25 protein-coding genes are annotated in these 23,101 nt (G+C 61.0%); 13 read left to right on the top strand and 12 right to left on the bottom strand.

What is annotated here, in order from left to right; genetic code table 11:
• Positions 1-32 precede the first annotated feature (32 nt).
• Entirely contained in the window at positions 33-968 is a 936-nt protein-coding gene (locus K5R89_RS03400; RefSeq protein ID WP_101989738.1) for an alpha/beta hydrolase, read from the top strand.
• A gap of 33 nt (positions 969-1,001) precedes the next feature.
• Here the strand turns inward: K5R89_RS03400 and K5R89_RS03395 are convergent, their stop codons facing one another.
• A complete protein-coding gene (locus K5R89_RS03395) occupies positions 1,002-2,657 on the bottom strand; it encodes a bifunctional diguanylate cyclase/phosphodiesterase (RefSeq protein ID WP_049014122.1) in 1,656 nt (551 codons plus the stop codon).
• Positions 2,658-2,954: 297 nt separating this feature from the next.
• Here K5R89_RS03395 and K5R89_RS03390 point away from each other — a divergent pair, with 297 nt between their 5' ends.
• The 4 genes from K5R89_RS03390 to K5R89_RS03375 all read left to right on the top strand — a co-directional run bounded on the left by K5R89_RS03390 (position 2,955) and on the right by K5R89_RS03375 (position 6,003).
• Complete coding sequence (locus K5R89_RS03390; protein ID WP_004205912.1) at positions 2,955-3,203, top strand: hypothetical protein; 249 nt, start codon at positions 2,955-2,957, stop codon at positions 3,201-3,203.
• 291 nt (positions 3,204-3,494) lie between these two features.
• Entirely contained in the window at positions 3,495-3,713 is a 219-nt protein-coding gene (locus K5R89_RS03385) for a ParD-like family protein (protein WP_002904808.1), read from the top strand.
• Positions 3,694-4,476: a type I methionyl aminopeptidase gene (gene map, locus K5R89_RS03380; RefSeq protein ID WP_023289670.1), complete on the top strand. Its 783-nt coding sequence runs from the start codon at positions 3,694-3,696 to the stop codon at positions 4,474-4,476. Before K5R89_RS03385 ends, map begins: the two co-directional genes overlap by 20 nt.
• Before the next feature lie 234 nt (positions 4,477-4,710).
• Positions 4,711-6,003 carry a glycoside hydrolase family 10 protein gene (locus K5R89_RS03375; RefSeq protein WP_044523014.1) on the top strand — a complete coding sequence of 431 codons (1,293 nt, stop codon included), beginning with the start codon at positions 4,711-4,713 and terminating at the stop codon, positions 6,001-6,003.
• A 16-nt stretch (positions 6,004-6,019) separates the two neighbouring features.
• Here K5R89_RS03375 and K5R89_RS03370 read toward each other — a convergent pair whose 3' ends face one another.
• The 5 genes from K5R89_RS03370 to K5R89_RS03350 all read right to left on the bottom strand — a co-directional run bounded on the left by K5R89_RS03370 (position 6,020) and on the right by K5R89_RS03350 (position 10,052).
• Positions 6,020-7,342, bottom strand: coding sequence for a type II toxin-antitoxin system HipA family toxin (locus K5R89_RS03370; protein WP_087827594.1), 1,323 nt, complete (start codon positions 7,340-7,342; stop codon positions 6,020-6,022).
• Positions 7,342-7,608 carry a type II toxin-antitoxin system antitoxin HipB gene (gene hipB / locus K5R89_RS03365; RefSeq protein WP_023289667.1) on the bottom strand — a complete coding sequence of 89 codons (267 nt, stop codon included), beginning with the start codon at positions 7,606-7,608 and terminating at the stop codon, positions 7,342-7,344. The genes K5R89_RS03370 and hipB overlap by 1 nt, the downstream gene beginning before the upstream one ends.
• A gap of 263 nt (positions 7,609-7,871) precedes the next feature.
• The gene (gene uraH / locus K5R89_RS03360; protein ID WP_064154632.1) at positions 7,872-8,198 is read right to left on the bottom strand and encodes a hydroxyisourate hydrolase; all 327 of its coding nucleotides are present in this window, start codon (positions 8,196-8,198) and stop codon (positions 7,872-7,874) included.
• Entirely contained in the window at positions 8,195-8,695 is a 501-nt protein-coding gene (gene uraD, locus K5R89_RS03355; protein ID WP_087827595.1) for a 2-oxo-4-hydroxy-4-carboxy-5-ureidoimidazoline decarboxylase, read from the bottom strand. Before uraD ends, uraH begins: the two co-directional genes overlap by 4 nt.
• Entirely contained in the window at positions 8,673-10,052 is a 1,380-nt protein-coding gene (locus K5R89_RS03350) for a nucleobase:cation symporter-2 family protein (RefSeq protein ID WP_032452824.1), read from the bottom strand. The genes uraD and K5R89_RS03350 overlap by 23 nt, the downstream gene beginning before the upstream one ends.
• 345 nt (positions 10,053-10,397) lie before the next feature.
• Here K5R89_RS03350 and hpxO point away from each other — a divergent pair, with 345 nt between their 5' ends.
• Complete coding sequence (gene hpxO, locus K5R89_RS03345) at positions 10,398-11,552, top strand: FAD-dependent urate hydroxylase HpxO (protein ID WP_087827596.1); 1,155 nt, start codon at positions 10,398-10,400, stop codon at positions 11,550-11,552.
• Here the strand turns inward: hpxO and hpxR are convergent.
• Positions 11,533-12,456: a LysR family hpxDE operon transcriptional regulator HpxR gene (gene hpxR / locus K5R89_RS03340; RefSeq protein WP_023289662.1), complete on the bottom strand. Its 924-nt coding sequence runs from the start codon at positions 12,454-12,456 to the stop codon at positions 11,533-11,535. The two genes, hpxO and hpxR, sit on opposite strands and share 20 nt — an antisense overlap.
• A gap of 125 nt (positions 12,457-12,581) precedes the next feature.
• Here hpxR and hpxD point away from each other — a divergent pair, with 125 nt between their 5' ends.
• Together hpxD and hpxE are read left to right on the top strand one after the other, a co-directional pair.
• Positions 12,582-13,619 carry a molybdenum cofactor-independent xanthine hydroxylase subunit HpxD gene (gene hpxD, locus K5R89_RS03335; protein WP_048297498.1) on the top strand — a complete coding sequence of 346 codons (1,038 nt, stop codon included), beginning with the start codon at positions 12,582-12,584 and terminating at the stop codon, positions 13,617-13,619.
• Between the two features lie 11 nt (positions 13,620-13,630).
• The gene (gene hpxE, locus K5R89_RS03330) at positions 13,631-14,605 is read left to right on the top strand and encodes a molybdenum cofactor-independent xanthine hydroxylase subunit HpxE (RefSeq protein ID WP_221853858.1); all 975 of its coding nucleotides are present in this window, start codon (positions 13,631-13,633) and stop codon (positions 14,603-14,605) included.
• Here hpxE and K5R89_RS03325 read toward each other — a convergent pair.
• Positions 14,582-15,820, bottom strand: a complete 1,239-nt coding sequence (locus tag K5R89_RS03325) for an MFS transporter (RefSeq protein ID WP_137916259.1) — start codon at positions 15,818-15,820, stop codon at positions 14,582-14,584. The genes hpxE and K5R89_RS03325 overlap by 24 nt on opposite strands.
• A gap of 105 nt (positions 15,821-15,925) precedes the next feature.
• On the opposite strand from K5R89_RS03325, the gene K5R89_RS03320 reads away from it, so the two are divergent.
• Positions 15,926-16,870, top strand: coding sequence for an AraC family transcriptional regulator (locus K5R89_RS03320; RefSeq protein WP_044522989.1), 945 nt, complete (start codon positions 15,926-15,928; stop codon positions 16,868-16,870).
• 9 nt (positions 16,871-16,879) lie between these two features.
• Here the strand turns inward: K5R89_RS03320 and K5R89_RS03315 are convergent, their stop codons facing one another.
• The 3 genes from K5R89_RS03315 to K5R89_RS03305 form a co-directional block, all read right to left on the bottom strand.
• Positions 16,880-17,635 (bottom strand): VOC family protein, encoded by a 756-nt coding sequence (locus K5R89_RS03315; RefSeq protein WP_217259153.1) that lies wholly within the window; start codon positions 17,633-17,635, stop codon positions 16,880-16,882.
• Positions 17,636-17,813: 178 nt separating this feature from the next.
• Complete coding sequence (locus tag K5R89_RS03310; protein WP_023289656.1) at positions 17,814-18,125, bottom strand: cupin domain-containing protein; 312 nt, start codon at positions 18,123-18,125, stop codon at positions 17,814-17,816.
• 21 nt (positions 18,126-18,146) lie between these two features.
• Positions 18,147-18,410, bottom strand: a complete 264-nt coding sequence (locus K5R89_RS03305) for a VF530 family DNA-binding protein (protein WP_004205937.1) — start codon at positions 18,408-18,410, stop codon at positions 18,147-18,149.
• 281 nt (positions 18,411-18,691) lie between these two features.
• On the opposite strand from K5R89_RS03305, the gene K5R89_RS03300 reads away from it, so the two are divergent.
• The 4 genes from K5R89_RS03300 to K5R89_RS03285 are packed head-to-tail and all read left to right on the top strand — an operon-like array spanning position 18,692 to position 21,994.
• Entirely contained in the window at positions 18,692-19,720 is a 1,029-nt protein-coding gene (locus K5R89_RS03300) for an isopenicillin N synthase family oxygenase (RefSeq protein WP_217259154.1), read from the top strand.
• 23 nt (positions 19,721-19,743) lie between these two features.
• On the top strand, positions 19,744-20,550 hold the full coding sequence (locus K5R89_RS03295; RefSeq protein ID WP_217259155.1) for a MetQ/NlpA family ABC transporter substrate-binding protein: 807 nt from the start codon (positions 19,744-19,746) through the stop codon (positions 20,548-20,550).
• Entirely contained in the window at positions 20,547-21,338 is a 792-nt protein-coding gene (locus tag K5R89_RS03290; RefSeq protein WP_023289653.1) for a methionine ABC transporter ATP-binding protein, read from the top strand. The genes K5R89_RS03295 and K5R89_RS03290 overlap by 4 nt, the downstream gene beginning before the upstream one ends.
• Entirely contained in the window at positions 21,335-21,994 is a 660-nt protein-coding gene (locus tag K5R89_RS03285; RefSeq protein ID WP_072096700.1) for a methionine ABC transporter permease, read from the top strand. Before K5R89_RS03290 ends, K5R89_RS03285 begins: the two co-directional genes overlap by 4 nt.
• A 10-nt stretch (positions 21,995-22,004) precedes the next feature.
• Here the strand turns inward: K5R89_RS03285 and K5R89_RS03280 are convergent, their stop codons facing one another.
• Positions 22,005-23,078 carry a nitronate monooxygenase family protein gene (locus K5R89_RS03280; RefSeq protein WP_135733127.1) on the bottom strand — a complete coding sequence of 358 codons (1,074 nt, stop codon included), beginning with the start codon at positions 23,076-23,078 and terminating at the stop codon, positions 22,005-22,007.
• Between the last annotated feature and the right edge of the window lie 23 nt (positions 23,079-23,101).

The raw sequence follows: 23,101 nt of genomic DNA, 5'->3' as shown, positions 1-23,101 counted from the left end.
GCCAGATGACAGAGAACAGGAGGACAGACGAGGTGAAGCAGGATTCAGGGATCATCACAGCGCGGCAGACGCACGGATTGCTGACGCTGGCGATAGGCGCGCTCTTCTACAGCAGCGGCAGTTTCGCCCGGCCGGATCTGCAGCCGCTGGGACCGAATATTGCGGATAAAGGGTCAGCTTTCTATCATTTTACCCAGCGCCAGTACGACTCTGCCGATGGTGAACGCCATTACCGGGTGTGGACCGCGGTGCCGGATAAAGCGCCGCCGGCCGCCGGTTACCCGGTGCTGTATATGCTGGACGGCAATGCGGTGATGGATAAACTCAACGACGCGTTTCTGCAACAGCTCTCCACCGCTTCCCCGCCGGTCATCGTCGCTATTGGTTACCAGACGGCGCTGCCCTTCGATACCGCCGCCCGGGCCTGGGATTACACTCCGCCGCTGAAGACGCCTGAACCTCGCGCCGGGAAAACCGCGCTGCCGCCGCGAAAAACCGGGGGTAATGATCTGTTTCGTCAGCTGCTGAGCGAAACGATGGTTCCGCAAACAGAAGCTAACCTGAAAATCGATCCCCGCCAGCGCGCTATCTGGGGCCACTCTTACGGCGGACTGTTTGTACTCGACGCGTGGCGAAACCACTCCCTTTTCAGGATCTACTATTCTGCCAGCCCGTCGCTTGGCCAGGCGCAGACGTCTCCCCTGAAGGACACCCAGACCCTTGATGCCACCGCGTTTACCGGGACGTCCCTGTATCTGCTGGAAGGCGACGGAAAAGCCGCTGGCGAGCCCTCCGGGCATGAAGCCTCCCTGGGCGTACTGCGTCAGACCCAGCAGCAGCTGGCCAGCAACGGTCTGACGGTGCAATTCTGGCGCTACCCTGGCCTGACGCACGGTCAGATGTTCGAGGTCTCCCTGCGCGCGGCGCTGCTGCACCTTTCCGGGCAGCCTACGTTAGCGCATCAGTAACGCTCCCGCGCCCACCAGCCAACGGCGGGTGCGTTAATTCTGCCGTGGCAGATGTTTAACATCGACCGGCTCGCCGAACAGAAAGCCCTGCATTTCGTCGCATCCCTCTTCTTCGAGGATTTGCCGTTGCCCTTCGGTTTCTACCCCTTCGGCGATAAGCGGGGTATTGATTGAGTTGCCCAGCGAGATAATCGCCCGCACGAACGAGCGAACCTGAGGATTGCTCTCCACATCCTGCATAAAGCTACGGTCGAGCTTGATGACGTCGAAATGAAAATCGCGCAGCATGCTCAGGGAGGAGTAACCGGTGCCGAAATCATCCAGCGCAATACTGATGCCCATCTTTTGCAGATGATGCAGCACGCTGAACGCCAGCTGTTTATTGATGATAAACGCCGTCTCCGTCACTTCAAATTCCAGCAGGCTAACCGGATAAGCGGTTCGCATCAGGATCTCGCGGACTTTTTCGATAAAGCTGCGGTGACGCAACTGTACCGGTGAGATATTGACTGAGATTTTTTTATTCAGCCGATTATCCAGTGATTCGCTGCATACCTGCTCCAGTACCCAGTAGCCTAATGGCACAATAGCGCCACTCTCTTCGGCGATGGGAATAAACACCTCCGGCGGGATAGCCCCCAGCTGCGGATGCTGCCAGCGCAACAGCGCTTCATAACCGGTGATGCGACGATCTTTAATGTTGCGGATCGCCTGATAGTGAAGCGAAAACTCCCCCGCCTGAATACCACGGCGGATGTCGGCGGCCATCATATTCCGCTGACGCGTCTTGTCGTCCATCTCACGTTCGTACCAGCAAATCTTGTGGTCGAGACTGCTCTTTGCCCGATACATGGCCAGATCGGAATTGCTCAGTACCGTATTAATATCCGTCCCGTCCTCCGGGTAGACGGAGATACCTATGCTGGCGGAGAGGATCACTTCCGTCGCGGCAAACGTCTGCTTACCGCTGAAGCAGTGCCAGAGACGGGTGGCAAAGGCGTCCACCTCGCTTTCATCGGCAAAAGGTTTGACGGCCACAAACTCATCGCCGCCGAAGCGGGCGACCATCTCCTCCTTCTGCAGCGTTTTCAGCACGGCGCCTGCCACGCGCTGCAGCAGCTGATCGCCAATAAGATGGCCCTGCAGATCGTTAATCTCTTTAAACTTATCTAAATCGATGGTGAAAACGGCAAAGCGGCGGGCGTCATTACCGGTGATCAGCTTTTCCACCCGCTCAAAGAACTCCACCCGATTGGGTAAACCGGTCAGCGCATCGTAGCGCGCCATCCACGCGATGCGGTCATTGATCGCCTTCTGTTCGCTGATGTCGCGGGTAATTTTGGCAAAGCCCAGCAGGTTATGTTGTTCATCGCGGATGGCATCGATCATGACATGCGCCCAGAACCGGGAGCCATCTTTACGATACCGCCAGCCTTCGCCTTCAAACTGGCCGCTACGCAGGGCAATTTGCAGATTTTTTGCCGGCACCCCGGAGAGCTGTTCGGCTTCGCTATAGAAGAGACCGAAGTAGCGACCGACGATCTCGTCGCTCAGGTACCCTTTTGCCCGGCGGGCGCCCTCGTTCCAGCTGATGACCGTCCCGTCGGCGCTCAACATATAGATGGCATAATCTTTAACACTTTCAATAAAGTGGCGATAGGCAATATCCGTCAGGTGATCGTTACTCATGGTACAGCGCTCTCTGTGGCTCGGTCGTGGCAAAACGCATTAGATATAACAGAATCACGCCCATAATGAATACAAGGTTAAGGTGTTTTATGGTCGCCTTTCCGGCCCGGGCATGCGCCGACCGCGCGGCGCACACGCCTGTTAAGCGTAGTGGACCTGGCCATCTTCGGGAGTGACAAACTCGGCGATTTTCGCACTTAGGTCGCCCACTAATAGTTACTTTTATTGATTAAAAAGTTTGATTGAAAGAATAAATAAAAGGAGTAATGTTAATAATACTTTCTATGGAGGTTAAATATGTTGCGTGATTATTTAAAAGTGGAAAAAGAAGATCGCCTGGTTGAACAACAGAGTCGTCATGACAATAGTCAGCATTATTCTTCGGTGACCGAATGGGTTATTTTAAGTAAAGATGGTCAGCGTAAAGGTCGGGTATCCCTGTTTGACCGCTTCACCACCCGCCGCTCCTGGAGCGACAGCTTCCGCATTACGCAGTTTGATAATGCGGGTAAAGTGGTGGTGGATAAACTCACTGACGCGCTGTAAATCCCCCGGATTCCCGGCCTGACGGGAGAATATTCATACGCAAAATTAACACCTGCATAAAATATATTGATGCGTCGCCATCATGTTATTTTCATTCCGCATACTGATAACCTAATGGGTAATTTTCGCCATGGTAAACAGCGCGAATTTTTAACCCGAACACATGCTGAAAAATAAGCCCGCCGGTCGGGCTTTTTTGCATGGTGTTCGCCGCCCAGTCCACAAAATGCCAGGGACATCCCGCGCTGGATGGTATACGATACATATACGAATCATATATGGGTTGTTGCTATGGGAATCGTCAAAATCTCCGATCTGCTGCACGATGACATTCGTGATGCCAGCAAAGCCATGTCCCGCTCCGTCAATGCGCAGGCGGAATACTGGATCCGTCTGGGCATGATGAGCGAACTCTACCCCGAGCTTAACCACCAGCAGATCAAACTGCTGATGCTGAAATCCGGCTCTGACCGTCTGCTGGAGGTGATCAATGCCATCAATAATCATTAAAACCGCCGATGAGCTCGCGCGCCAGCGTCATGCCGGCCAGCTGCTGGCATCGGTGTTTGCCATGCTGGATACCTTTATCGTTCCCGGCGTGACGACGATGGAAATCAACGATCGAGTGGAAGATTTTATCGTCAACCAGCTGCACGCCCGCCCTGCCAGCAAGGGGCAATACGACTTTCCCTATGTGTTGAACACCTCGATTAACGACGTGGTCTGCCATGGGATCCCCAAGGCGACCGAGCATCTGCGCTCCGGGATGATCGTTAACGTCGATATTACCCTCGAGAAAGCGGGCATGATCGCTGACTCCAGTAAGATGTACCTGATAGGCGACGTTTCCCCGCTGGCGCGCCGGCTGGTAAAGACCACCTATGAAGCGATGTGGAAAGGCATTGAGGTGGTGAAACCTGGCGCGACGCTGGGCGACATCGGCCATGCCATTCAGCGCTGGGTCGAGGACCATGGCTACAGCGTGGTCAGAGAATACTGCGGTCACGGCGTCGGTCAGGAAATGCATGAAGAGCCGCAGGTGCTGCATTACGGCAGGCCCGGTGAAGGCGCCGTGCTGCGGGAAGGCATGGTATTCACTATTGAACCGATGGTGAACCAGGGCGACAGTCGTATCAAGACCAAAAAGGATGGCTGGACGGTGGTCACCCGCGATAAAAAACTCTCCGCGCAGTGGGAGCACACCGTGGCGGTGACCGCCAACGGTTTTGAGGTACTGACGCTGCGCGACGACGAGCAGTCGCGGATCCGCTGAGTTACCTGTTCGCTTTGCCGAGGCGCCCATAACGGATAATCCTGCCCGGGGCCGGGAATGCTGAGGTACCTTCTGGCGGGGCAGCCCGACTGACGCCTCTCTCTTGATGGCCGCAGTCCGAACAAGGAATTGCTCTGACCGGCGAATCGTAAGAGAATAGCGCCTACACGCGACGATCTGATTACACGGGAGTTCATCATCAGCCATTCTCGTCGATTCCCCTTAGCCAGCAAAGTGGCGCTGGCAGGCGCGGCGCTCATCGCCGCCGGCATGCTGTTCAGCTGCACCAGTAAGGCCCCGAAATCCCTCGTCACGCCGCCGAAGAGCGCGGCCGTTAAAGCCGGTCAGACGCACCGGGAGCCGGTACGCGGCGTCTGGCTGACCACCGTCTCGCGCCTTGACTGGCCGCCGGTCGGGTCGATTATCGCCAGTACGCCGGAAAGCCGCATCACGCAGCAGAAGCTGGCGCTGATCGCCAAACTCGATAATCTGCAGCGCCTGGGGATCAACACCGTCTTTTTCCAGGTGAAACCGGACGGTACGGCGCTCTGGCGGTCGGATATTCTACCGTGGTCCGATATGCTGACCGGCAAAATCGGCGAATATCCCGGCTACGATCCGCTGCAGTTTATGCTGGATGAAGCGCACAAGCGCGGCATGAAGGTTCACGCGTGGTTTAACCCTTACCGCGTCTCGGTCAACACCAAACCGTCGACCATTGCCGAGCTGAATAACACCCTCACTCAGGTACCGGCCAGCGTGTTTGTCCTGCACCGTAACTGGATCCGCACCGCCAGCGACCGCTTTGTTCTCGACCCGGGTATTCCCGAAGCGCGTGACTGGATCACCAGCATCGTCGCTGAAGTGGTGCAGAACTACCCGATTGACGGCGTGCAGTTCGATGACTATTTCTACACCGAAACCGCCGCTTCCCCGCTTAACGACAACGAGACCTTCCGCCGTTACGGGCAGGGCTATGCCTCGAAGGGCGACTGGCGGCGGCATAACACTCAACAGCTTATTGCCCAGGTCTCCGCGACCATTAAAAAACTCAATCCGAACGTCGAGTTTGGCGTAAGCCCGGCCGGGGTGTGGCGCAACCGCTCCCACGATCCAGCGGGGTCTGATACCCGTGGCGCGGCCGCCTATGATGAATCCTATGCCGATACCCGCAGCTGGGTGCAGCAGGGACTACTCGACTACATCGCCCCGCAGATCTACTGGCCATTTGCCCGCGATGCGGCGCGCTATGATGTGCTGGCCAACTGGTGGGCCGAGGTGGTTAAGCCCACCCATACCCGGCTGTATATTGGCGTGGCGCTGTACAAGGTGGGTGAACCGTCCAAAAATGAGCCTGACTGGACGGTGGATGGCGGCGTGCCGGAGCTGAAAAAGCAGCTCGATCTCAATGAGTCCCTGCCGCAGATCCAGGGCACCATCCTGTTCCGCGAAAACAACCTCAATCAGCCGCAGACCCGCCAGGCGGTTAACTACCTGCGCAGCCGCTGGGGGCAGCCGCAGAGCTAACCGCCACTCGGCTTCGCTATCGCGCCTGCAGCCCTTGCTGCAGGCGGGCGTGCAGTTTCAGCATGTTCTCCGTGATCGCCCGCCAGACGTGGGCGGAAAAGTCCGCCGGCAGCGTTCGGCGGGCGCTTTCGATGGCCTGCGGCACGCGGTCGGCAAACTCGTCAAGGATCGCCAGCATCTGGTCCCGGGGAAAGTTAACCGCTTTGGCGGTCGCCAGAAAATGACGCGGATAGATGGCGTTAATCTCCGTTTTCCGCCCTCGGGTGGCGTTGAGCCCCATCGACAGCTTCAGGTCGCGCAGATGCAGTCCCGTCCCTCCCAGCACCGGAAATGCCGAAATAATGTCGTAGAACGGCGTGAGCCGATAGCTGCCGCCGGGCAGCAGAAAGAGCGAGAAATTCTTCGCATGCCCGTCCGTTGCCCCGGTCAGCCACTGGAACACCATGAACTTCATAAAGTCATAGCGATCTTTCAGGGCTTCACTGGAGCCCAGCAGAAAGGTCATGATCGCGGCGATACCCGGCCCGCCGTCAGACTCGTATTTCATCGACGACGGTATGCCGAATGCCTGACACAGATCCTCCTGCGGCAGCCGCAGCAGCACGCGCCCCTCCTGCGCCCAGCGCCGGTCGAAGCGGGTCACCGCCAGCGCACGGATCCGCGGGGTGGTGATAATCTCCGCCTCCGGCACCGCCAGGCCCAACGCCCTGGCCAGCGCCAGGCACAGATATTCGTTATCCACGCTTTCACGCAGATCCAGCGTCGCATTGGGCTGTTTTATCTCGCCAATGGGCAGTTTAATGATATGGGTGGTCGGGGTGGTGCCCTGCGGAATACACCAGTGCTCGCCCATTCGCAGCAGCGCGGTTTTCTCCTGGGCGCCGGCCACCGAGATACGAAAATCGTCCTGGCCGGTCACCATCCCGAGCGGAATATCCGACTGGTAGGCGGTCAGCAACGCGGTCAGTTGCGCCTCATCCAGCGTCTGCCAGCGCATCGCTGCAAGATGCGCCTCTTCTCCCGGCGGCAGCAGAGTCACCGCCCCTACGCTATCCCGGCCGACCTCGGCCAGCAGATCGAACGGCTGTTTCGAGCGCGCCTGATAGCGCCTGACGATCCGGTCGCGGACCTGTGGGCTGTCGGGCAGCAGGTTATCAAAATAGTGATACACCGCGTCGGCGGTGATATTGCCATACTGCAGCGGCAGCGAGAGGGAGAGCGGCCTGGCGCGCGGGCTGCGCAGCCACTCGTCATCATAGCGGAAACTGTGCGCCCCGTTGGCCTGGCGGGTTAAGGTTCCCACGCGCACATTGTTCATCCAGGTGGTGAGCGTCGCCATTACCAGTCCAGATCCGTGGTATTATCGGGGGCCGTCGCCGTCTCGGCCGGCTTGGCGTTCAGGGTCATCACCACCCCCAGCGACTGGAGGATCTTGAACAGGGTGGTCAAGGTGGTTTTGTCCGGGTGATTTTCAAAATTGGACAGCGTCGCCTGTTTAATGCCGATCCGGCTGGCCAGCGCCTCCTGAGTCCAGTGATTTTGCTGGCGCAGCAGTTTCAGGTAATTGGCCAGCTGAACGGGACTGTATATCTGCGGGGAATGCATCGCTTGTTCCTCACCATTGTTTATCCCCCTATCGGGATAAATTTGCTTTTATACCCTACAGGGGATAATGTCAAGGTTATCCCCTGGTGGGGATAGGAGTATAATTATCCTTGTGTGGGGATAAAACAGGAAGAATGGTGGCCGGAGACACCTTTACATGCCCGGTGGCGGCTACGCCTTACCGGGCCTACGGGCTGTCTCTGCCCGCTCCGTAACGTTGTAGGCCGGGTAAGCGTAGCGCCGCCCGGCAACGGGCACAGGGCTTAGCTGCCGCGGTAGGTCGACCACCCGCCCGGGGCTATCAGAAACGGCAGATGGAAATGGTCATCTGTCGCCTCGCCAATGACAAAATCAATCTGCGCCCGGGTAAAAACGCTCTCGCGCCCGACGCGGGCAAACCACGCCCCCGTTTCCGCGGTTAAGCAGTAGCGCCCCGCCGGCAGCGGCGCGGCACTGAAGGTGGCGATACGCCCCTGGGCGTTAGTCACCAGGTTCGCCAGCGTCTCGCCCTCCCGGCTCAGGCTGACCGTCACGCCTTCCGCCGGCGTGCCGGTGGAAATATCCAGAATATGGGTGCTCAGGGTACTCATTCGCCAATCGCTCCTTCCAGTCTTAACATCGTAATTTCCCGCAGCTGGGCAAGCGCCTCAGCCACTTCTTCGTCGGCGGTATGCTGCAGTCGGCGCGTCAGCGCCTGCAGCATCTCTTCGCCGCTGCGCCCTTTGGCGCGGATTAAAAACACCCGGCCAAAACGAGCCTCGTAGCGGGCATTCCCCTCCCGCAGGGCCTGCGCCAGCTTTTCATTATCGCTGTCCACCGCCGACTGCTCCTGGCGCGACATCGTCGCGTGCGCCTGGCTGCCGGTCGGTTTTTCGCCGATCCGCGGATGGGCGCTGAGCGCCGCGTTCAGCTCGTTCTTCCCCCAGTCGGCCATCGCTTCCCGGGCGACCTGCAGCAGCGCTTCACGGCAGGCGAAGGGTCGCAAGCTCACCAGCGTATCGCTCCAGGCCGGGATCGCCACGCAGGGGGCCAGCAGCGCCACTGCCTCATCATGACTCAGACGGTTAAACTGTCTCAGCGCGATCATCCTGACTCCTTATCGTTTTCGTCGCCGCCTGCTCCTGCGGCAGAACAAGGTTCAGCGCTATCGCCACCAGCCCACCGCTGGTGGCCGCCGAACCGAACAGATCGCCGACCATCGGCGGAAAATGGCTGAGAAACGCCGGCACCGACTCCACGCCAAGGCCCGCGCCAAACGCCAGACCAACGATCAGCACATCGCGTCGGGTGAGCGGGTTCTGGGTAATGATCCGGATCCCGGCCGCTACCACACAGCCAAACATCACCATCGTGGCGCCCCCCAGCACCGGCGCCGGGATCTGCCGCAGCAGTTCGCCCACCGGCGGGAACAGCCCAAGCAGGATCAGAATCACGCCAATGTAGCGCCCGACATAGCGGCTGGCCACCCCGGTCATCTGGATCACGCCGTTGTTCTGCGCGAAAGTCGTGTTCGGAAAGGCGCTGAGCATCGCGGCCACCATGCAGCTGACGCCGTCCGCCAGGATACCGCCCTTCAACCGGTTGCGGAAAGCGCGATCGTCAACAGACTGTTGCGAAATCAGCGAGTTGGCCGTCAGATCGCCCACCGCCTCCAGAATACAGACCAGCGACACCAGCGCCACCGGCAGAAAAATCGCGCTGTTAAACTGAAAGCCGAACGGAAACAGCGTCGGCAGGCGAAACAGGGTGTCGCCCAGGCTGTGAAGGTGGAACTGACCGCTCAGCCCTGCCGCCACACAGCCCACGGCAATGCCCACCACCACCGAGGAGAGCCGCAGCCAGCGGTTTTTGGCGCAGCTCAGCAGGACGATAACGCCAAGGGTACCCGCCCCGAGCGCGATATTGCTCATGCTGGCGAAATCCTGCGCCTTTTCTCCACCGCACCAGTTAATGACGCTGACCTTGATCAGGCTGATGCCGATCAGCGCAATCACGCTGCCGGTAATGATGGGGGTAAAGATTTTCTTCAGCGGTTCAATAAAGCGGCTGACAATCACCGGCACCAGGGCGGCGACAAAGTTAACGCCAAACAGCATCGCCATAATATCCTGCGGCCCGCCGCCCTGCGCTTTCACCCACATCCCTCCGGCTACCGCCACGCCAAGAAAGGCGAAGCTGGTGCCCTGCATGCAGATCATCCCGGCACCAATGCCCCAGACCCGGTTGGACTGCAAAAAGGTACCGATACCCGAGGCCAGCAGCGACATACTGATGAGATACGGCAGCCAGTCGCCAAGTCCGAGGGTGGCGCCGATAATCAGCGGCGGCGTGATGATCCCCACCAGACCCGCCAGCACATGCTGGAGGGCGCTAAAAAAGGCCGCAAGCGGTGGGATCCGCTGTTCAAGGCCGTAAAGCAGGCCGCTGTGATGTTCGTCAGACATGGTGTTATCCCGTAGCAAAGAGAAGTGCAAGAGCTTCTGCACAAAGCAGGCCAGAGACGACCAACGCGAACGAATAAATTTATTAATACTTTAAAATCATTTAGTTAAATCACTCCAGTCATGCCTCGCTTCCCACCGCTGCGGAACCAGAGTGCTGAAACGATAGATTCTTAACGCAGAATAAAGAAACTTTTGATTCATAAAAAGGCAACCAATGCGTCACATTGCACCGATATGGTGCGTCATGACCTATCGCTGTGCCTCAGGCCGGCGGTTTTCCTCCCTCCGGCGAACTGGTACGCAAATTGCTGTAGTCAGTCACAACATCGGGAGAAGGAGAAAAAAATGAAAGCAATCGTGATTGGCGCCGGCATCGGCGGCTTAAGTGCGGCAGTGGCGCTTAAACAGTCGGGGATCGACTGCGAAGTCTATGAAGCGGTGAAAGAGATCAAACCGGTCGGCGCGGCGATTTCCGTGTGGCCCAACGGCGTGAAGTGCATGGCCCACCTCGGCATGGGCGATATCATGGAAACCTTCGGCGGACCGCTGCGCCGCATGGCGTATCGCGATTTCCGCAGCGGCGAGAACATGACCCAGTTCAGCCTCGCGCCGCTGATCGAACGTACCGGCAGCCGCCCCTGCCCGGTCTCCCGCGCAGAGCTGCAGCGGGAAATGCTGGATTACTGGGGACGGGAAAGCGTGCAGTTCGGCAAACGCGTCACCCGCTGTGAAGAAAACGCCGACGGCGTGACGGTGTGGTTTACCGACGGCAGCAGCGCCAGCGGCGATCTGCTGATTGCCGCCGACGGCAGCCATTCCGCGCTGCGTCCGTGGGTGCTCGGCTTTACCCCGCAGCGCCGCTACGCCGGCTACGTCAACTGGAACGGTCTGGTGGAAATAGATGAAGCGCTGGCGCCCGGCGATCAGTGGACCACCTTTGTCGGCGAAGGCAAGCGCGTCTCGCTGATGCCAGTCTCCGCCGGCCGGTTCTACTTTTTCTTTGATGTGCCGCTGCCGGCGGGTCTGGCGGAGGATCGTGACACCCTGCGCGCTGACCTCAGCCGCTACTTTGCCGGCTGGGCGCCGCCGGTGCAGAAGCTGATCGCCACCCTCGACCCGCAGACCACCAACCGTATTGAAATCCACGATATCGAACCATTCAGCCGCCTGGTGCGCGGTCGCGTCGCGCTGCTGGGCGACGCCGGACACAGCACCACCCCGGATATTGGCCAGGGGGGATGCGCGGCGATGGAAGATGCGGTGGTACTGGGCGCCGTTTTCCGCCAGACCCGCGATATTGCGACCGCCCTGCGCGAGTATGAAGCCCAGCGCTGCGACCGGGTCCGCGATCTGGTACTGAAGGCGCGCAAGCGCTGCGATATCACCCACGGAAAGGATATGCAGATCACCGAAGCCTGGTACCAGGAGCTGCGGGAGGAGACCGGCGAGCGGATTATCAACGGCATGTGCGATACCATCCTCAGCGGGCCGCTGGGCTGACGGTCGCCATGGATTCAATCACCGCGCTCAGCGTCTGAATGGCCATCTGCGCAGGACGCGATAGCTGACGCGAAGGCGCGGTGCACAGCGCCAGGGTCAGCGGCCGCAGCAGCGTACTGCGCAGCGGGACAAAGGCCAGCTGGCCGCGCTGAACCTCGTCCAGCACGTCGAGCAGGCTGAGGAGCGTCACGCCGCTGCCGCGCAGCACCAGCGACTTAATGAGCCGGATATCATTGCAGCTGATGGTATTCTCCGGCGCAAAGTCATGGTGGCGATAGAGAAGCGCCACCCGCTCATGAACGATCAGCGGCGCGCCGGGCACGATGTGCCGCTCGAGGCTGAGCTCGCCCAAAGACAGAGCCCTCGCCCCCGCCAGGGGGTGGTCCGGGCGCATCACAATCCCCACCTCCAGTTCGGCAAAGGCCAGCACGCTGAGTCCTGCCTGCCCCTGCGGATCGAGGATCAGACCGACGTCCAGATCCGCCTGACGCACTTTCTGGCTGACGGTGTGGCTGTCGGCCACCTGCAGATCCAGCTCCAGCCACGGCCAGCTGGCGATAATCTCCGCCAGCGCGGCGGCGAAGCCACCTTCCGCCAGCGCCTGCACCATACCGACGCTGACGCTCCCGCGCTTCATCCCCTGCAGCTCATCAAATTTCTGCCGGGTCTGGCGAAACTCCTTCTGCCAGCGCAGCAGATTGTCATACAGCAGTTCGCCCGCGGTGGTCATTCGCAGCCCCTCCGGCAGCCGCTCGAACAGCGGTGTCCCGAAGGCCTCCTCGGCCTGCAGGATCTGGCGGTTAATCGCCGAGGCGGAGATATGCAGCTGCTCGGCGGCCCGGCGCAGGCTGCCGCAGCGGGCCACGGCGATGAAATAGTGGGCGAAACGGGAAAATGGACTCATGGCGACCCTGTACTCTTTTTTGCAACAGCAGAGTGAATTAATGGTGATGGATGTGAACACCCTAATATGACAACAATAATCTCACAACAATAAAACAATCACCGATGTGAGCAGGAAGAGAAATCATGAAGACAACCATCCCGACGCCCCCCGCCCATTGCACTTTTGATCCAGAGGACTGGCTGCGGCTGGCCCGCTGCTGGCACCCGGTGGCCCGCGCCTGCGATATTGGCGGCGCCCCGGTGAAAGCCACCCTGCTGGACGAACAGCTGGTTATCTATCGCATTAAAGGTCAGGTGGTGGTCGCCCGCGACGTCTGCCCGCACCGCGGCGTCCCGCTGACCCTGGGGTTTCATGAAGAAGAAGGCATCGTCTGCCCCTATCATGGCCTGCGCTTTGGCGAGGATGGCCGCTGCAACCGCATCCCCTCCAGTCCGGGGCAACCCATTCCAGCCAAACTGCATCTCACCAGCTTCGCCGTGGAGGAGCGCTACGGGCTGATCTGGACCTGTCTGGCCTGCGATCCGGACAATCCGCCGCCGTTACCGACCATGCCGCACTGGGACGACGCCGGCTTTCAGCAAATCAACTGCCCGGCCTTCGAGGTGAAGGGCTTTGCCGGCCGCCAGGTCGAAGGCTTTCTCGATGTCGCCCACTTTGCGTGGATCCACACTGATACCTTTGCCGACCCGGACAATCAGCAGGTGCCGGACTACACCCCGCAGGAGACACCGTTCGGCTTTGTTGCCGACTACTGGAGCTCGGTGGGCAATTACCCGGCCAGCTCCGATTTCCGCGCGCCGGAAGGGTTCCAGTGGCTGCGTCACTTTGAAATGCATCTGCCCTTCACCGCCACGCTGACCATCCATTTCCCTGCCGATGCGAAGCTGGTGATCATGAACGCCGCTTCGCCGGTGTCGTCGCGCGTGACGCGGATGTTCGCCCCTATCGCCCGCAATTTTGACCTGCATGTGCCGGTGGAAGACGTTCATGCGTTCAACCTGCGGGTGTTTGAGGAGGATCGCCTGATGGTTGAGACCCAGCGCCCGGAGCGGCTGCCGCTGGATCTGACCCTGGAGGCGCATATTCCGGCAGACCGCAGCTCTATCGCCTACCGGCGCGGGCTGAAGAAGATGGGCTTTGGCGATTTCTTTCTGGTATGAGTGGAGGTCTTATGCGCGACATACTCCCGGTGGTGGTCGATGGTCTGTGGCGCCAGGGCGCGAAAAATCTGGCCGTTCGTCTGATGAGCGCCGATGGGCAACCGCTGCCGGCGTGGACGCCCGGCGCCCATATCGACCTCCATCTCCCCTGCGGGCTGATCCGTCAGTATTCGCTGACCGGCAGCCCGGCCGGGCGGGATCACTATCTGCTCTGCGTCGCCCGCGAGGCGCAGTCGCGAGGCGGCTCCCGTTATATTCATGACACCCTGCGCCCGGGGCAGCCCTTGCTGATCTCTGCCCCGCGCAACCACTTTCCCCTGCGCGGGGGCGGCCACGTGGTGCTCCTCGCCGCCGGGATCGGCATTACGCCGCTGCTGGCGGTGGCCCACGCCCGGGCGGCGTCCGGCGCCAGCTTTACGCTGCACTACTACGTCAGCCGCGCGCAGGAGCCCGCCTTCGCCACCGAGATCGCCAGCCAGCTCACCGGCGGAACCTGCCTGATCCACTGCTCTGCCGACGGACAGAGTCCGCGCCTGCGGCTGGCGCAGGATCTGGGCGCGCCGGACGCCGACACCCGGGTCTATTTCTGCGGGCCGGCAGGGTTTATGAACCAGGTGCGCGACACCGCGCTGGCGGCCGGCTGGGCGGAGGCGCAACTGCACAGCGAAGCGTTCCAGCCGCCCGCCCCGACGGCGGCCTCGGCGGCGGACGGAACCTTCACCATCACCCTCGCCTCCACCGGGGAGCGCTGGCCGGTACCGGGGGACAAAACCATCGCCCGGGTGCTGCAGGAGCATGGCGTCGACGTGCCGCTCTCCTGCGAGATGGGGATCTGCGGCGCCTGCCTGACGCCGGTGCGGGAGGGAACGGTCGACCACCGGGATACCGTGCAGTCGGAGGCGGAAAAACAGGCAGCGGAGCAGCATATTGCGCTGTGCTGCTCCCGCAGCCTGTCGGCCAATTTAGTTATCGATCTCGCGGGATAAGCGACCGGTCTCCGGCTGGTCGGCGCGGGCGACCGGTTTCACCCGCACGGCGGTGAAGACCACGACCATCGCGGTCAACAGCAGCACACCGCTGCCGGTGAAGACGCCGCTGGCGCCGTGCAGATCGAACACCGCCCCGCCGCCGGCAGCGCCGGCGCTGATGGCCAGCTGAATAGAGGCCACCAGCAGACCGCCCGCGCTTTCCGCCTCATCCGGCACGGTGGTGGCCAGCCAGGTGGACCAGGCCACCGGCACCAGACCGAAGGCAAACCCCCAGAGGGCGACCAGCAGCCCGTCGAGCACGCTCAGATGGCCAAACGTCACCATCAGCAGCGCCAGGACGCTCATCATCAGCGGCACCAGCGCCAGGGTCAGACGCAGGCTGCGGCTCAGCAGATAGCTCGCTACCGAGGTGCCGATAAAGTTAGCGATACCGAAACCGAGCAAAATCAGTGAAACGCCTTCAACGCTGGCCTGCGCGACGGTCTCAAGGAACGGCCGCAGGTAGGTGAAGAAGGCGAAATGGCCGCTGAAAATGAGGATCGACGCCAGCATGCCGCCCAGCATACCGGGACGGCGCAGCACCCTGAACAGCGTGGAGAAGGTGCCAACGCTTTCCGGGCGCATGGAGGGCAGCACCCACAGCTGCCAGAGCAGCGCCAGCAGACTGGGTATCGCGCAGAGAATAAACACGTTGCGCCAGCCGATCAGCTCCCCGAGGTAGCTGCCGAGCGGCGCGGCCACCACTGTGGCGACAGACACCGCGGAAAAGATGATCGCCAGCGCCTTCGGCACATGGGCCGCCGGCACCAGACGCATCGCCGTGGCGGTGGACATCGCCCAGAAACCGCCGATGGCGATCCCCAGCAGCAGACGACCGAGCAGGAGAAACGCCAGCGAACCGGCAAAAGCGACCATCAGGCTGGAGACAATCTGCAGCACGGAAAAAAACATCAGCACCCAGCGGCGGTCGATATTGCGGGTGGCGGTGGCGATCAGCAGGCCGGTGACTAACGCCACCAGCGCCGTGGCGGTCACCGCCTGCCCGGCCATCCCTTCGCTGACGCCGAGGCTGCTGGCCATCGGCGTTAACAGGCTGGCGGGCAGAAACTCGGCCACGATCAGGCCGAACACCCCGAGGGCCAGGGCATAGACGGCACGCCAGGCAGGCCTGACGGGGGTCAGGCTTGCGTCAGCAGCTATGCAGGAAGTCATATACATCTCTCCAGGTTTATTAACATCCTGGTCATCTTAGGGGCTTACCCCTGGACGATATATGATGCATACTCTTCAGTTATTGATTATTCGTCCGGAATTACCATGAGCCAGCCTACTATCGACCTGACCAGCGAACTGCTGCGCGGTATGCGCCTCTCCGGCGTGAATTACCGGCGCATCGAAACCTCCCGCCCGTTTGGCGTCGGTTTTAGCGCCGTGGCGGGCAAAGCCCAGTTCCATTTCATCAGCCGCGGGCCGGTGCTGCTGCGCATGGCCAGCGGAGAACAGTTCACCCTGGAGAGCGGCGACGCGCTGTTTATTCCCAACGGCGACGGACATGCCCTGCTCTCCGATCCGCAGGCCGCGGTGGTGAATGTGGCGCAGTTGAACAGCGAAACGGTGTGCAGCACGGTAAGTTGCATCAACGCTGGCGGCCAGCCTGACTGCCCGGAGCGCGCCGTGATTTTCAGCGGTTGCATGGACTTTGAGCTCGGCGGCATGCAGCCGCTGGTGAAGGCCATGCCCGAGGTGATGCGGGTGAGTTGTCTGCTCCACACCTGGCCGGAGATCCAGCCGCTGCTGGCCGCAATGGAGCGGGAATCCCTCACCCGCCAGGCGGGCTATGCCGGGATCCTCGCCAGGCTGGCGGACGTGGTGGCCGCGCTGATTGTCCGCGGCTGGGTGGCATGCGGGTGCGGTAACGCCACCGGCTGGGTGCAGGTCCTGCGCGATCCCCGGCTGGCGAAAGCGATCTACGCCATGCATCAGCGTCCGGGCGTGAACTGGAAAGTGGAAGATCTGGCGCGGGAGGCGGGGCTGTCGCGCTCTCTCTTCGCCGAGCGTTTTCTTGCCGCCACCGGCACCACCCCCGCCCGCTATCTGACCGAGCTGCGTATGCGGCTGGCGGTGCAGTACATCACCCACGAAGGCCAGGCGCTGGAAAAGGTGGCCTTCCGCCTCGGGTATCAGTCGCTGGCGGCCTTCAGCCGGGCTTTCAAACGCATCACCGGCCAGCCGCCGGGGGCCCTGCGCGCCACGGCACGCTAGAGTCAGCCTTTATATAAAGCGATACACGCCGTTGCCAACGCGAAAGCGTTGCCCCTTAAGCGCCGGGTTGGCGACGCGAAACACCAGTTCGGTCAGCTGGTTGGCAGCTCCTTCGCGGATAGTAAACCACTGGCCGCCCACGTCCAGCCCCTGCTCCCCCTGTGGCGGGAAGCCCAGCAGCGCCTGCCAGCGATCGCGCACCGCCTGCGGATTGTCCACCTCGAACACCGCCTGCTCGAGCACAATGTCGCCCAGCGGATGAGGCACGTCCAGCCCCTGGGCGCGCAGCCGCGCCAGCCGGGTCTCGTCGTCTTCTCCCCACTGCAGCACAAAAGGATAGACCAGCCCGTCGGTGTCGCCATCAATGGTGAAGATCCGCCAGCGGATGACATTGCCCTGCGGATCGTGGCGCTGGCCATCGACGATCGGTGACACCGCCAGCCCCTTGCGCCGCAAGTGGTCATGGGTGGCGTCGATGTCGTCGCTGCGCAGCGCGACGCGAAACAGCGCTTCGTTCTCCGGCAGCAACCGCGCGGCATCCCGTGAGAGCAAAAACCTGTCCGTCGCGGCGCGCAGTTCGTCCGGGTCGGAAATGGCGAGGAATTCGATATAGGTCAGGCCAAAATAGCTCAGCGCATTGCGGGTTCCCCACCCCGGATGGCGCCCGCCGGCCACCGCCCGCAGCTGCTGTCCGGCAAAGGTTTCAATCGCCGCTTCCGGCTGATTCACAAACTGTACTGCGTGGTCCCACTGCAAGGTTGCCATGATCTCTCCCGCGGTTGTGCCTGTTCAGGCGTCTGCGGCAAAAGATAGTGCCGGGGTGAAGGGAATGGCAAACAAGAATTAAGTATATCGAAAGCTGGATACGTGATTTATATCAACGCGGTATATGGAGTCTGACAGGCGATGAAACGGCGGACTAACGAATGGCCCGCCGGCGGGATCAGACCGACCCTTCTTTCTCAATCACCAGAATACGCGCCGCCCCCTGGGGATGAGCGACATGCTCGCATCCCACCTCGGCGTAGAAGATATCGCCGGCGTTCAGCACGATCACCTGCTCCTCGCCGTTGACTTTCACATGCATCGCCACCTGACCATCCATGACGGCAAATACCTCCTGACCGTCGTTGATGTGCCAGATATAGGGTTGATCGGTCCAGTGCAGGCGCACGGTGGTGCCGGAAAAATTGGCGATATCCAGCGCGCCCCACGCGCGGTCGGCGGTGAAATCTTTACTGCTCCAGCTCTGCATAATGATGTCCTGTGATAAGGGTTATTTTTTCTGCCAGTTTGCCCATGGATCCGCTTTCTCTGCCGGCGCATCGTCGTCGAGCGAAGCCAGATACATCGCCTCCACCTCTTTACGCGCCCACGGCGTCCGGCGGAGAAATTTCAGGCTGGACTTGATGCTGGGATCGCTTTTAAAGCAGTTAATGTTGACCTGGCGGGCCATTTCCGCCCAGCCGTAGCGCGCGACCAGGGCATTGAGCAGCGCTTCCAGCGTCACGCCGTGCAGGGGATCTTTTGAACTGTGCATGAGGATACATCCGTTCCGCATTAAAAAAGTGCGCCCACCTTACTGACTCTCGGTGACAGGCGCAACGGCTTCAGTTCGCCCTTACGCCTTTATCTATTTAACGCAAAAGCACTGAACCCCGCGCGAACATAAATTAGAAAATAACGTTATTGGTTGATTATCTGGCCCTGAGGCAAGCTGTGTTCAGCCCCGAACAGAGGAAATCACCATGCGCTGCTGTTGTGCCCGAACCCTGAACCTGAATCGACCCATAACATATTATCCCGTTTTCGGAGAACACCATGAACGCGACAACCCTGCCGATTCTCGATCTGGCCCGCTACGCGGACCCCGCGGATAAAGCGGCCTTCCTGGCCGACCTGCGCCACGCCGCCCGCGACATCGGCTTCTTTTATCTGATCAACCACGGTGTCGACGACGCGCTTCAATATGAAGTTCAGCGCCAGTCCCAACGCTTTTTTGCCCTCGATGAGGCGCAAAAACAGCAGGTGGCGATGATCCACTCCCCCCATTTTCGCGGCTATAACCGCGCGGCCTCTGAGCTGACGCGCGGCCAGCCTGACTGGCGAGAGCAGTTTGATATCGGCGCCGAACGTCCGGCGCTGACCCTCAGCGATGACGCCCCGCGCTGGCAGCGCCTGCAGGGTCCGAATCTGTGGCCTGCCGCCCTGCCGTCGCTTAAACCGGTATTACTTCACTGGCAACAGCAGATGACCCAGGTGGGGATCCGCCTGCTGCGCGCCTTTGCCGAAGCGCTGCAGCTCCCGGAGAATGCCTTTGACCGGCTCTATGGCGACAAACCCAACGAGCATATCAAACTGATCCGCTATCCCGGCCAGCAGGAGACGCAAAGCAGCCAGGGCGTCGGCGCCCATAAAGATTCCGGTTTTCTCAGCTTCCTGCTGCAGGACGAACAGAAAGGGCTGCAGGTTGAGGTGGCGCCCGGGCAGTGGATCGACGCTGTGCCGCTGGCCGGCAGCTTTGTGGTCAATATTGGCGAACTGCTGGAGCTGGCCACCAACGGCTATCTGCGCGCTACCGTTCACCGGGTGGTGTCGCCGCCGGCGCAGCAGCAGCGCCTCTCCATCGCTTTCTTCCTTGGCGCCCAGCTTGACGCGGTGGTGCCGGTTTATACCCTGCCGCCCGAGCTGGCGCGTGACGCGCGCGGTCCGGACAGCGACCCGCTCAATCCGCTGCTGCGCGATGTCGGCTGGAATTATCTCAAGGGCCGTCTGCGTTCCCATCCGGACGTGGCGGAACGCTACTATCAGGACGTGTTTCGCGAACGCGCCGAGCAATTGATCGTTTAACCATAACTAAAAAGGAACACACCATGAAATATGCCGCTTTTAAACTGGCAGGGGTTGCACTGTCTCTTTCTCTGGCATGGACGTCTGCCCAGGCCGCCGCGCTGCGCGTCGCCGCGGACCCGGTTCCCCACGCGGAGATCCTCAACTACATCAAAAAAATCGATCCCAGCCTCGATCTGAAGGTGGTGGAGCTGACCAGCGGGGTCAACGCCAATGAACTGCTGGCCAGTGGCGACGTGGATGCCAACTACTTCCAGCATGTTCCCTACCTGAAGGATCAGGAAAAAGCGCTGGGTAAAACCTTTGCCGTCGCGGCCACCGTGCACATTGAGCCGCTGGGGATCTACTCGCATAAACATATAAATTTCTCGTCGCTGCCGGACAACGCCACGGTGGCGGTGCCGAATAACACCACCAACCTGAGCCGTGCGCTGTTCCTGCTGCAGGCGCAGAAGCTTATCAAGCTGGACCCTAAATTTACCGACCCGGCCACCACTCTGGCGACGCCGAAGGATATTGTCGAGAACCCGAAACACCTGAAGATCCTGGAGATTGAATCGCCGCAGATCCCGCGCTCCCTCGACGATGTCGACCTGGCGGTGATTAACGGTAACTACGCCCTCGAAGCCGGGTTGGTGCCGGCGAAAGACGCTCTGGGGCTGGAAAGCGCCGAGCATAACCCCTACGCCAATATCCTGGTGACCACCCCAGCCCTGGCCAATGACCCGCGCATTAAGGCGCTGGCGAAAGACCTGACGTCGCCGCAGGTAGCGGAGTTTATCCGTAAAAACTACAACGGCTCGGTGATCCCGGTGGCCCCTCAGTCATGATAACCATCGAAGGGCTGAGCAAAACCTACGCCGGAACCGGCCGACCGGCGCTGAACGATATCGCGTTACAGATCCCGAAAGGGGCGATATACGGCATTCTCGGGCGCAGCGGCGCCGGCAAAAGTACGCTCATCCGCTGTCTCAATTTGCTGGAGCGGCCCACCTCGGGCCGCATTCTGGTGAACGGACAGGATATTACACAGCTGAACAAGGCGGCGCTGCGGGATTATCGCCTGCGTACCGGGATGATTTTCCAGCACTTCAATCTGCTGCATGCCCGCACCGTCGCCGACAACATCGCGGTGCCGCTGGAGATAGCCGGGGTGCCGCGGGCCGCTCGCGAAGCGCGGGTGCGCGAACTGCTGGAGCTGGTGGATCTCAGCGACAAGGCCGCCGCCTTCCCGTCTCAGCTTTCCGGCGGGCAAAAACAGCGCGTCGGCATCGCCCGGGCGCTGGCCGCCCGACCGGAGGTGCTGCTGTGCGATGAGGCGACCAGCGCGCTGGATCCCGAGACCACCGCCTCGGTGCTGGCTCTGCTGGCGGATATTAACCAGCGGCTCAATCTGACCATTGTGCTGATAACGCACCAGCTGGAGGTGGTGAAAACCATTTGTGACCACGCGGCGCTGCTGGAACAGGGCGAAATTGTCGAAAGCGGCAAACTCGCCGACCTGCTGGTGACCCCGTGGTCACGGCTGCGTCAGTCGCTGCTGCACGACCCGCAGGCTGAACAGGATTTTCTTACCCGTCACGGCGTTCAGGGGAGGCCATTATGCGGAGTAGCATGAGCTGGGAAGATTTGTGGCCGTTATTACTCGACGGCACGCTGGATACGCTCTATATGGTGGGCCTGGCGGCCCTGTTTACCGTGCTGATCGGGCTGCCCACCGGTGTGTTGTTATTTATTTCCCGGGCCAACGGCCTCGCGCCGATGCCGAAACTGAACGCGCTGCTGGGGGCGGCGATCAACATCGGCAGATCGTTACCGTTTATCGTGCTGCTGATCGCGCTGATCCCTTTTACCCGCCTGATCGTCGGCACCACGCTGGGCAGCACCGCCGCTATCGTGCCGGTGACCATCGGCGCCTTTCCATTCTTTGCCCGTCTGACGGAAAACGCGCTCGACGAGGTGGATTACGGGAGAATCGAAGCCATTCTGTCGATGGGCGGCAACGTCTGGCACGTGATTTTTAAATCTCTGCTGCCGGAAGCCCTGCCGACGCTGCTGGCCGGGATTACGCTGACCATCGTGATGCTGATTGGCTTTTCGTCGATGGCCGGGGTGATCGGCGGCGGCGGACTCGGCGACCTCGCCATCCGCTACGGCTATCAGCGGTTCAATAATGAGGTGATGTTTGGCACGGTGCTGATCCTGGTGGCGATGGTTCAGGGCGTACAAATGGCCGGCGATCGGCTGGTGCGCCGCCTGGCACACCGCCGCTAACCGTCAGACATTAATTCCAGCCGCACTCTGCCGCCAGCTGGCGGACCAGACTGGCGGCGTCACACTCGCGGATCAACCCCACACCCTGCCCGGCCCAGTGCGCGCCATACTCATGGACGCCCTGGGCTTTCGCGGCGGCGGCCAGCGCTTTGCCGATATCATATGCCAGCGGATAATCCGGCACAGCGCTCGCCGGACAGGCTTCCCCCACTGCGCAGAAGGTATTCGCCAGACAACGTGCCGGACGCCCGGATATCGCTGAGGTCAGTACCGTACGCCCGTCAATGCTGTTAGCGATCGCCGCGCGGTAGCCGGCGTCGGCGGCCGATTCCGGACAGAGTAAAAACGCCGTGCCGAGCTGAGCGCCCTGCGCCCCCAGCTGCATCACGCTGGCGATCCCCGCGCCGTCCATGATGCCCCCGGCGGCGACCACCGGGATGGTCAGCCGACGCCGCAGATGTTGCACCAGAGTAAAGGTGCTCATCTGCGCATCTGGCTCCTGCGGGTCGAAGATCCCCCGGTGCCCGCCCGCCTCAAAGCCCTGAGCGACCACCACGTCAATCCCCTGCTGCTCAATGACCTGCGCCTCCTTAAGCGACGTCGCCGTGGCCAGAGTGACGATCCCCTGCTGTCGCAGGCGCTGGATCGCCTCGCGCTCAGGAAGGCCGAAATGGAAGCTCACCACCGCGGGTGAGAGATCGAGAAGCAGCTCCAGCATGGCGGTGTGGCCGATAAACGTCTGGTATATCTCCCTAAGCGACGCCGGAGGGATACTGCCAAAGCGGGTAAAATGGGGGCGCAGCGTCTCAGCCCAGTCCGCCTCCCGTCGGGCGTCGCGCCGGGGCGGCGCATGGCAAAACAGATTGACATTGAACGGCCGGTCCGTCAGCTGGCGGGTGGCGACGATCATCGCTTCCGCCTGGGCAACGGTTGAAGCACCCAGCCCCAGCGAACCCAGCGCCCCGGCATGACTCACCGCGGCAGCCAGCGCGGGGGTGGAGACGCCCGCCATCGGGGCCTGGATCAGGGGGTAGTCAATATCAAGAAGCGAAAGCAGTGAATTTTGCATGGGTTCCTCGTTCATGAGCGATGCCGGAGGCTTACCAT

It is taken from the genome of Klebsiella sp. TF21-TM (assembly GCF_019753495.1).
Lineage (GTDB): Bacteria > Pseudomonadota > Gammaproteobacteria > Enterobacterales > Enterobacteriaceae > Klebsiella > Klebsiella quasipneumoniae.
This window is presented reverse-complemented; position numbering and strand designations above follow the sequence as displayed.

Excerpts from the sequence above, each read along its gene's own strand:
- K5R89_RS03395 (WP_049014122.1), bottom strand. The coding sequence starts at position 2,657 with ATGAGTAACGATCACCTGACGGATATTGCCTATCGCCACTTTATTGAA.
- K5R89_RS03390 (WP_004205912.1), top strand. The coding sequence starts at position 2,955 with ATGTTGCGTGATTATTTAAAAGTGGAAAAAGAAGATCGCCTGGTTGAA.
- K5R89_RS03385 (WP_002904808.1), top strand. The coding sequence starts at position 3,495 with ATGGGAATCGTCAAAATCTCCGATCTGCTGCACGATGACATTCGTGAT.
- map (WP_023289670.1), top strand. The coding sequence starts at position 3,694 with ATGCCATCAATAATCATTAAAACCGCCGATGAGCTCGCGCGCCAGCGT.
- K5R89_RS03370 (WP_087827594.1), bottom strand. The coding sequence starts at position 7,342 with ATGGCGACGCTCACCACCTGGATGAACAATGTGCGCGTGGGAACCTTA.
- hipB (WP_023289667.1), bottom strand. The coding sequence starts at position 7,608 with ATGCATTCCCCGCAGATATACAGTCCCGTTCAGCTGGCCAATTACCTG.
- uraH (WP_064154632.1), bottom strand. The coding sequence starts at position 8,198 with ATGAGTACCCTGAGCACCCATATTCTGGATATTTCCACCGGCACGCCG.
- uraD (WP_087827595.1), bottom strand. The coding sequence starts at position 8,695 with ATGATCGCGCTGAGACAGTTTAACCGTCTGAGTCATGATGAGGCAGTG.
- K5R89_RS03350 (WP_032452824.1), bottom strand. The coding sequence starts at position 10,052 with ATGTCTGACGAACATCACAGCGGCCTGCTTTACGGCCTTGAACAGCGG.
- hpxO (WP_087827596.1), top strand. The coding sequence starts at position 10,398 with ATGAAAGCAATCGTGATTGGCGCCGGCATCGGCGGCTTAAGTGCGGCA.
- hpxR (WP_023289662.1), bottom strand. The coding sequence starts at position 12,456 with ATGAGTCCATTTTCCCGTTTCGCCCACTATTTCATCGCCGTGGCCCGC.
- hpxD (WP_048297498.1), top strand. The coding sequence starts at position 12,582 with ATGAAGACAACCATCCCGACGCCCCCCGCCCATTGCACTTTTGATCCA.
- hpxE (WP_221853858.1), top strand. The coding sequence starts at position 13,631 with ATGCGCGACATACTCCCGGTGGTGGTCGATGGTCTGTGGCGCCAGGGC.
- K5R89_RS03325 (WP_137916259.1), bottom strand. The coding sequence starts at position 15,820 with ATGACTTCCTGCATAGCTGCTGACGCAAGCCTGACCCCCGTCAGGCCT.
- K5R89_RS03320 (WP_044522989.1), top strand. The coding sequence starts at position 15,926 with ATGAGCCAGCCTACTATCGACCTGACCAGCGAACTGCTGCGCGGTATG.
- K5R89_RS03315 (WP_217259153.1), bottom strand. The coding sequence starts at position 17,635 with ATGGCAACCTTGCAGTGGGACCACGCAGTACAGTTTGTGAATCAGCCG.
- K5R89_RS03310 (WP_023289656.1), bottom strand. The coding sequence starts at position 18,125 with ATGCAGAGCTGGAGCAGTAAAGATTTCACCGCCGACCGCGCGTGGGGC.
- K5R89_RS03305 (WP_004205937.1), bottom strand. The coding sequence starts at position 18,410 with ATGCACAGTTCAAAAGATCCCCTGCACGGCGTGACGCTGGAAGCGCTG.
- K5R89_RS03300 (WP_217259154.1), top strand. The coding sequence starts at position 18,692 with ATGAACGCGACAACCCTGCCGATTCTCGATCTGGCCCGCTACGCGGAC.
- K5R89_RS03295 (WP_217259155.1), top strand. The coding sequence starts at position 19,744 with ATGAAATATGCCGCTTTTAAACTGGCAGGGGTTGCACTGTCTCTTTCT.
- K5R89_RS03290 (WP_023289653.1), top strand. The coding sequence starts at position 20,547 with ATGATAACCATCGAAGGGCTGAGCAAAACCTACGCCGGAACCGGCCGA.
- K5R89_RS03285 (WP_072096700.1), top strand. The coding sequence starts at position 21,335 with ATGAGCTGGGAAGATTTGTGGCCGTTATTACTCGACGGCACGCTGGAT.
- K5R89_RS03280 (WP_135733127.1), bottom strand. The coding sequence starts at position 23,078 with ATGAACGAGGAACCCATGCAAAATTCACTGCTTTCGCTTCTTGATATT.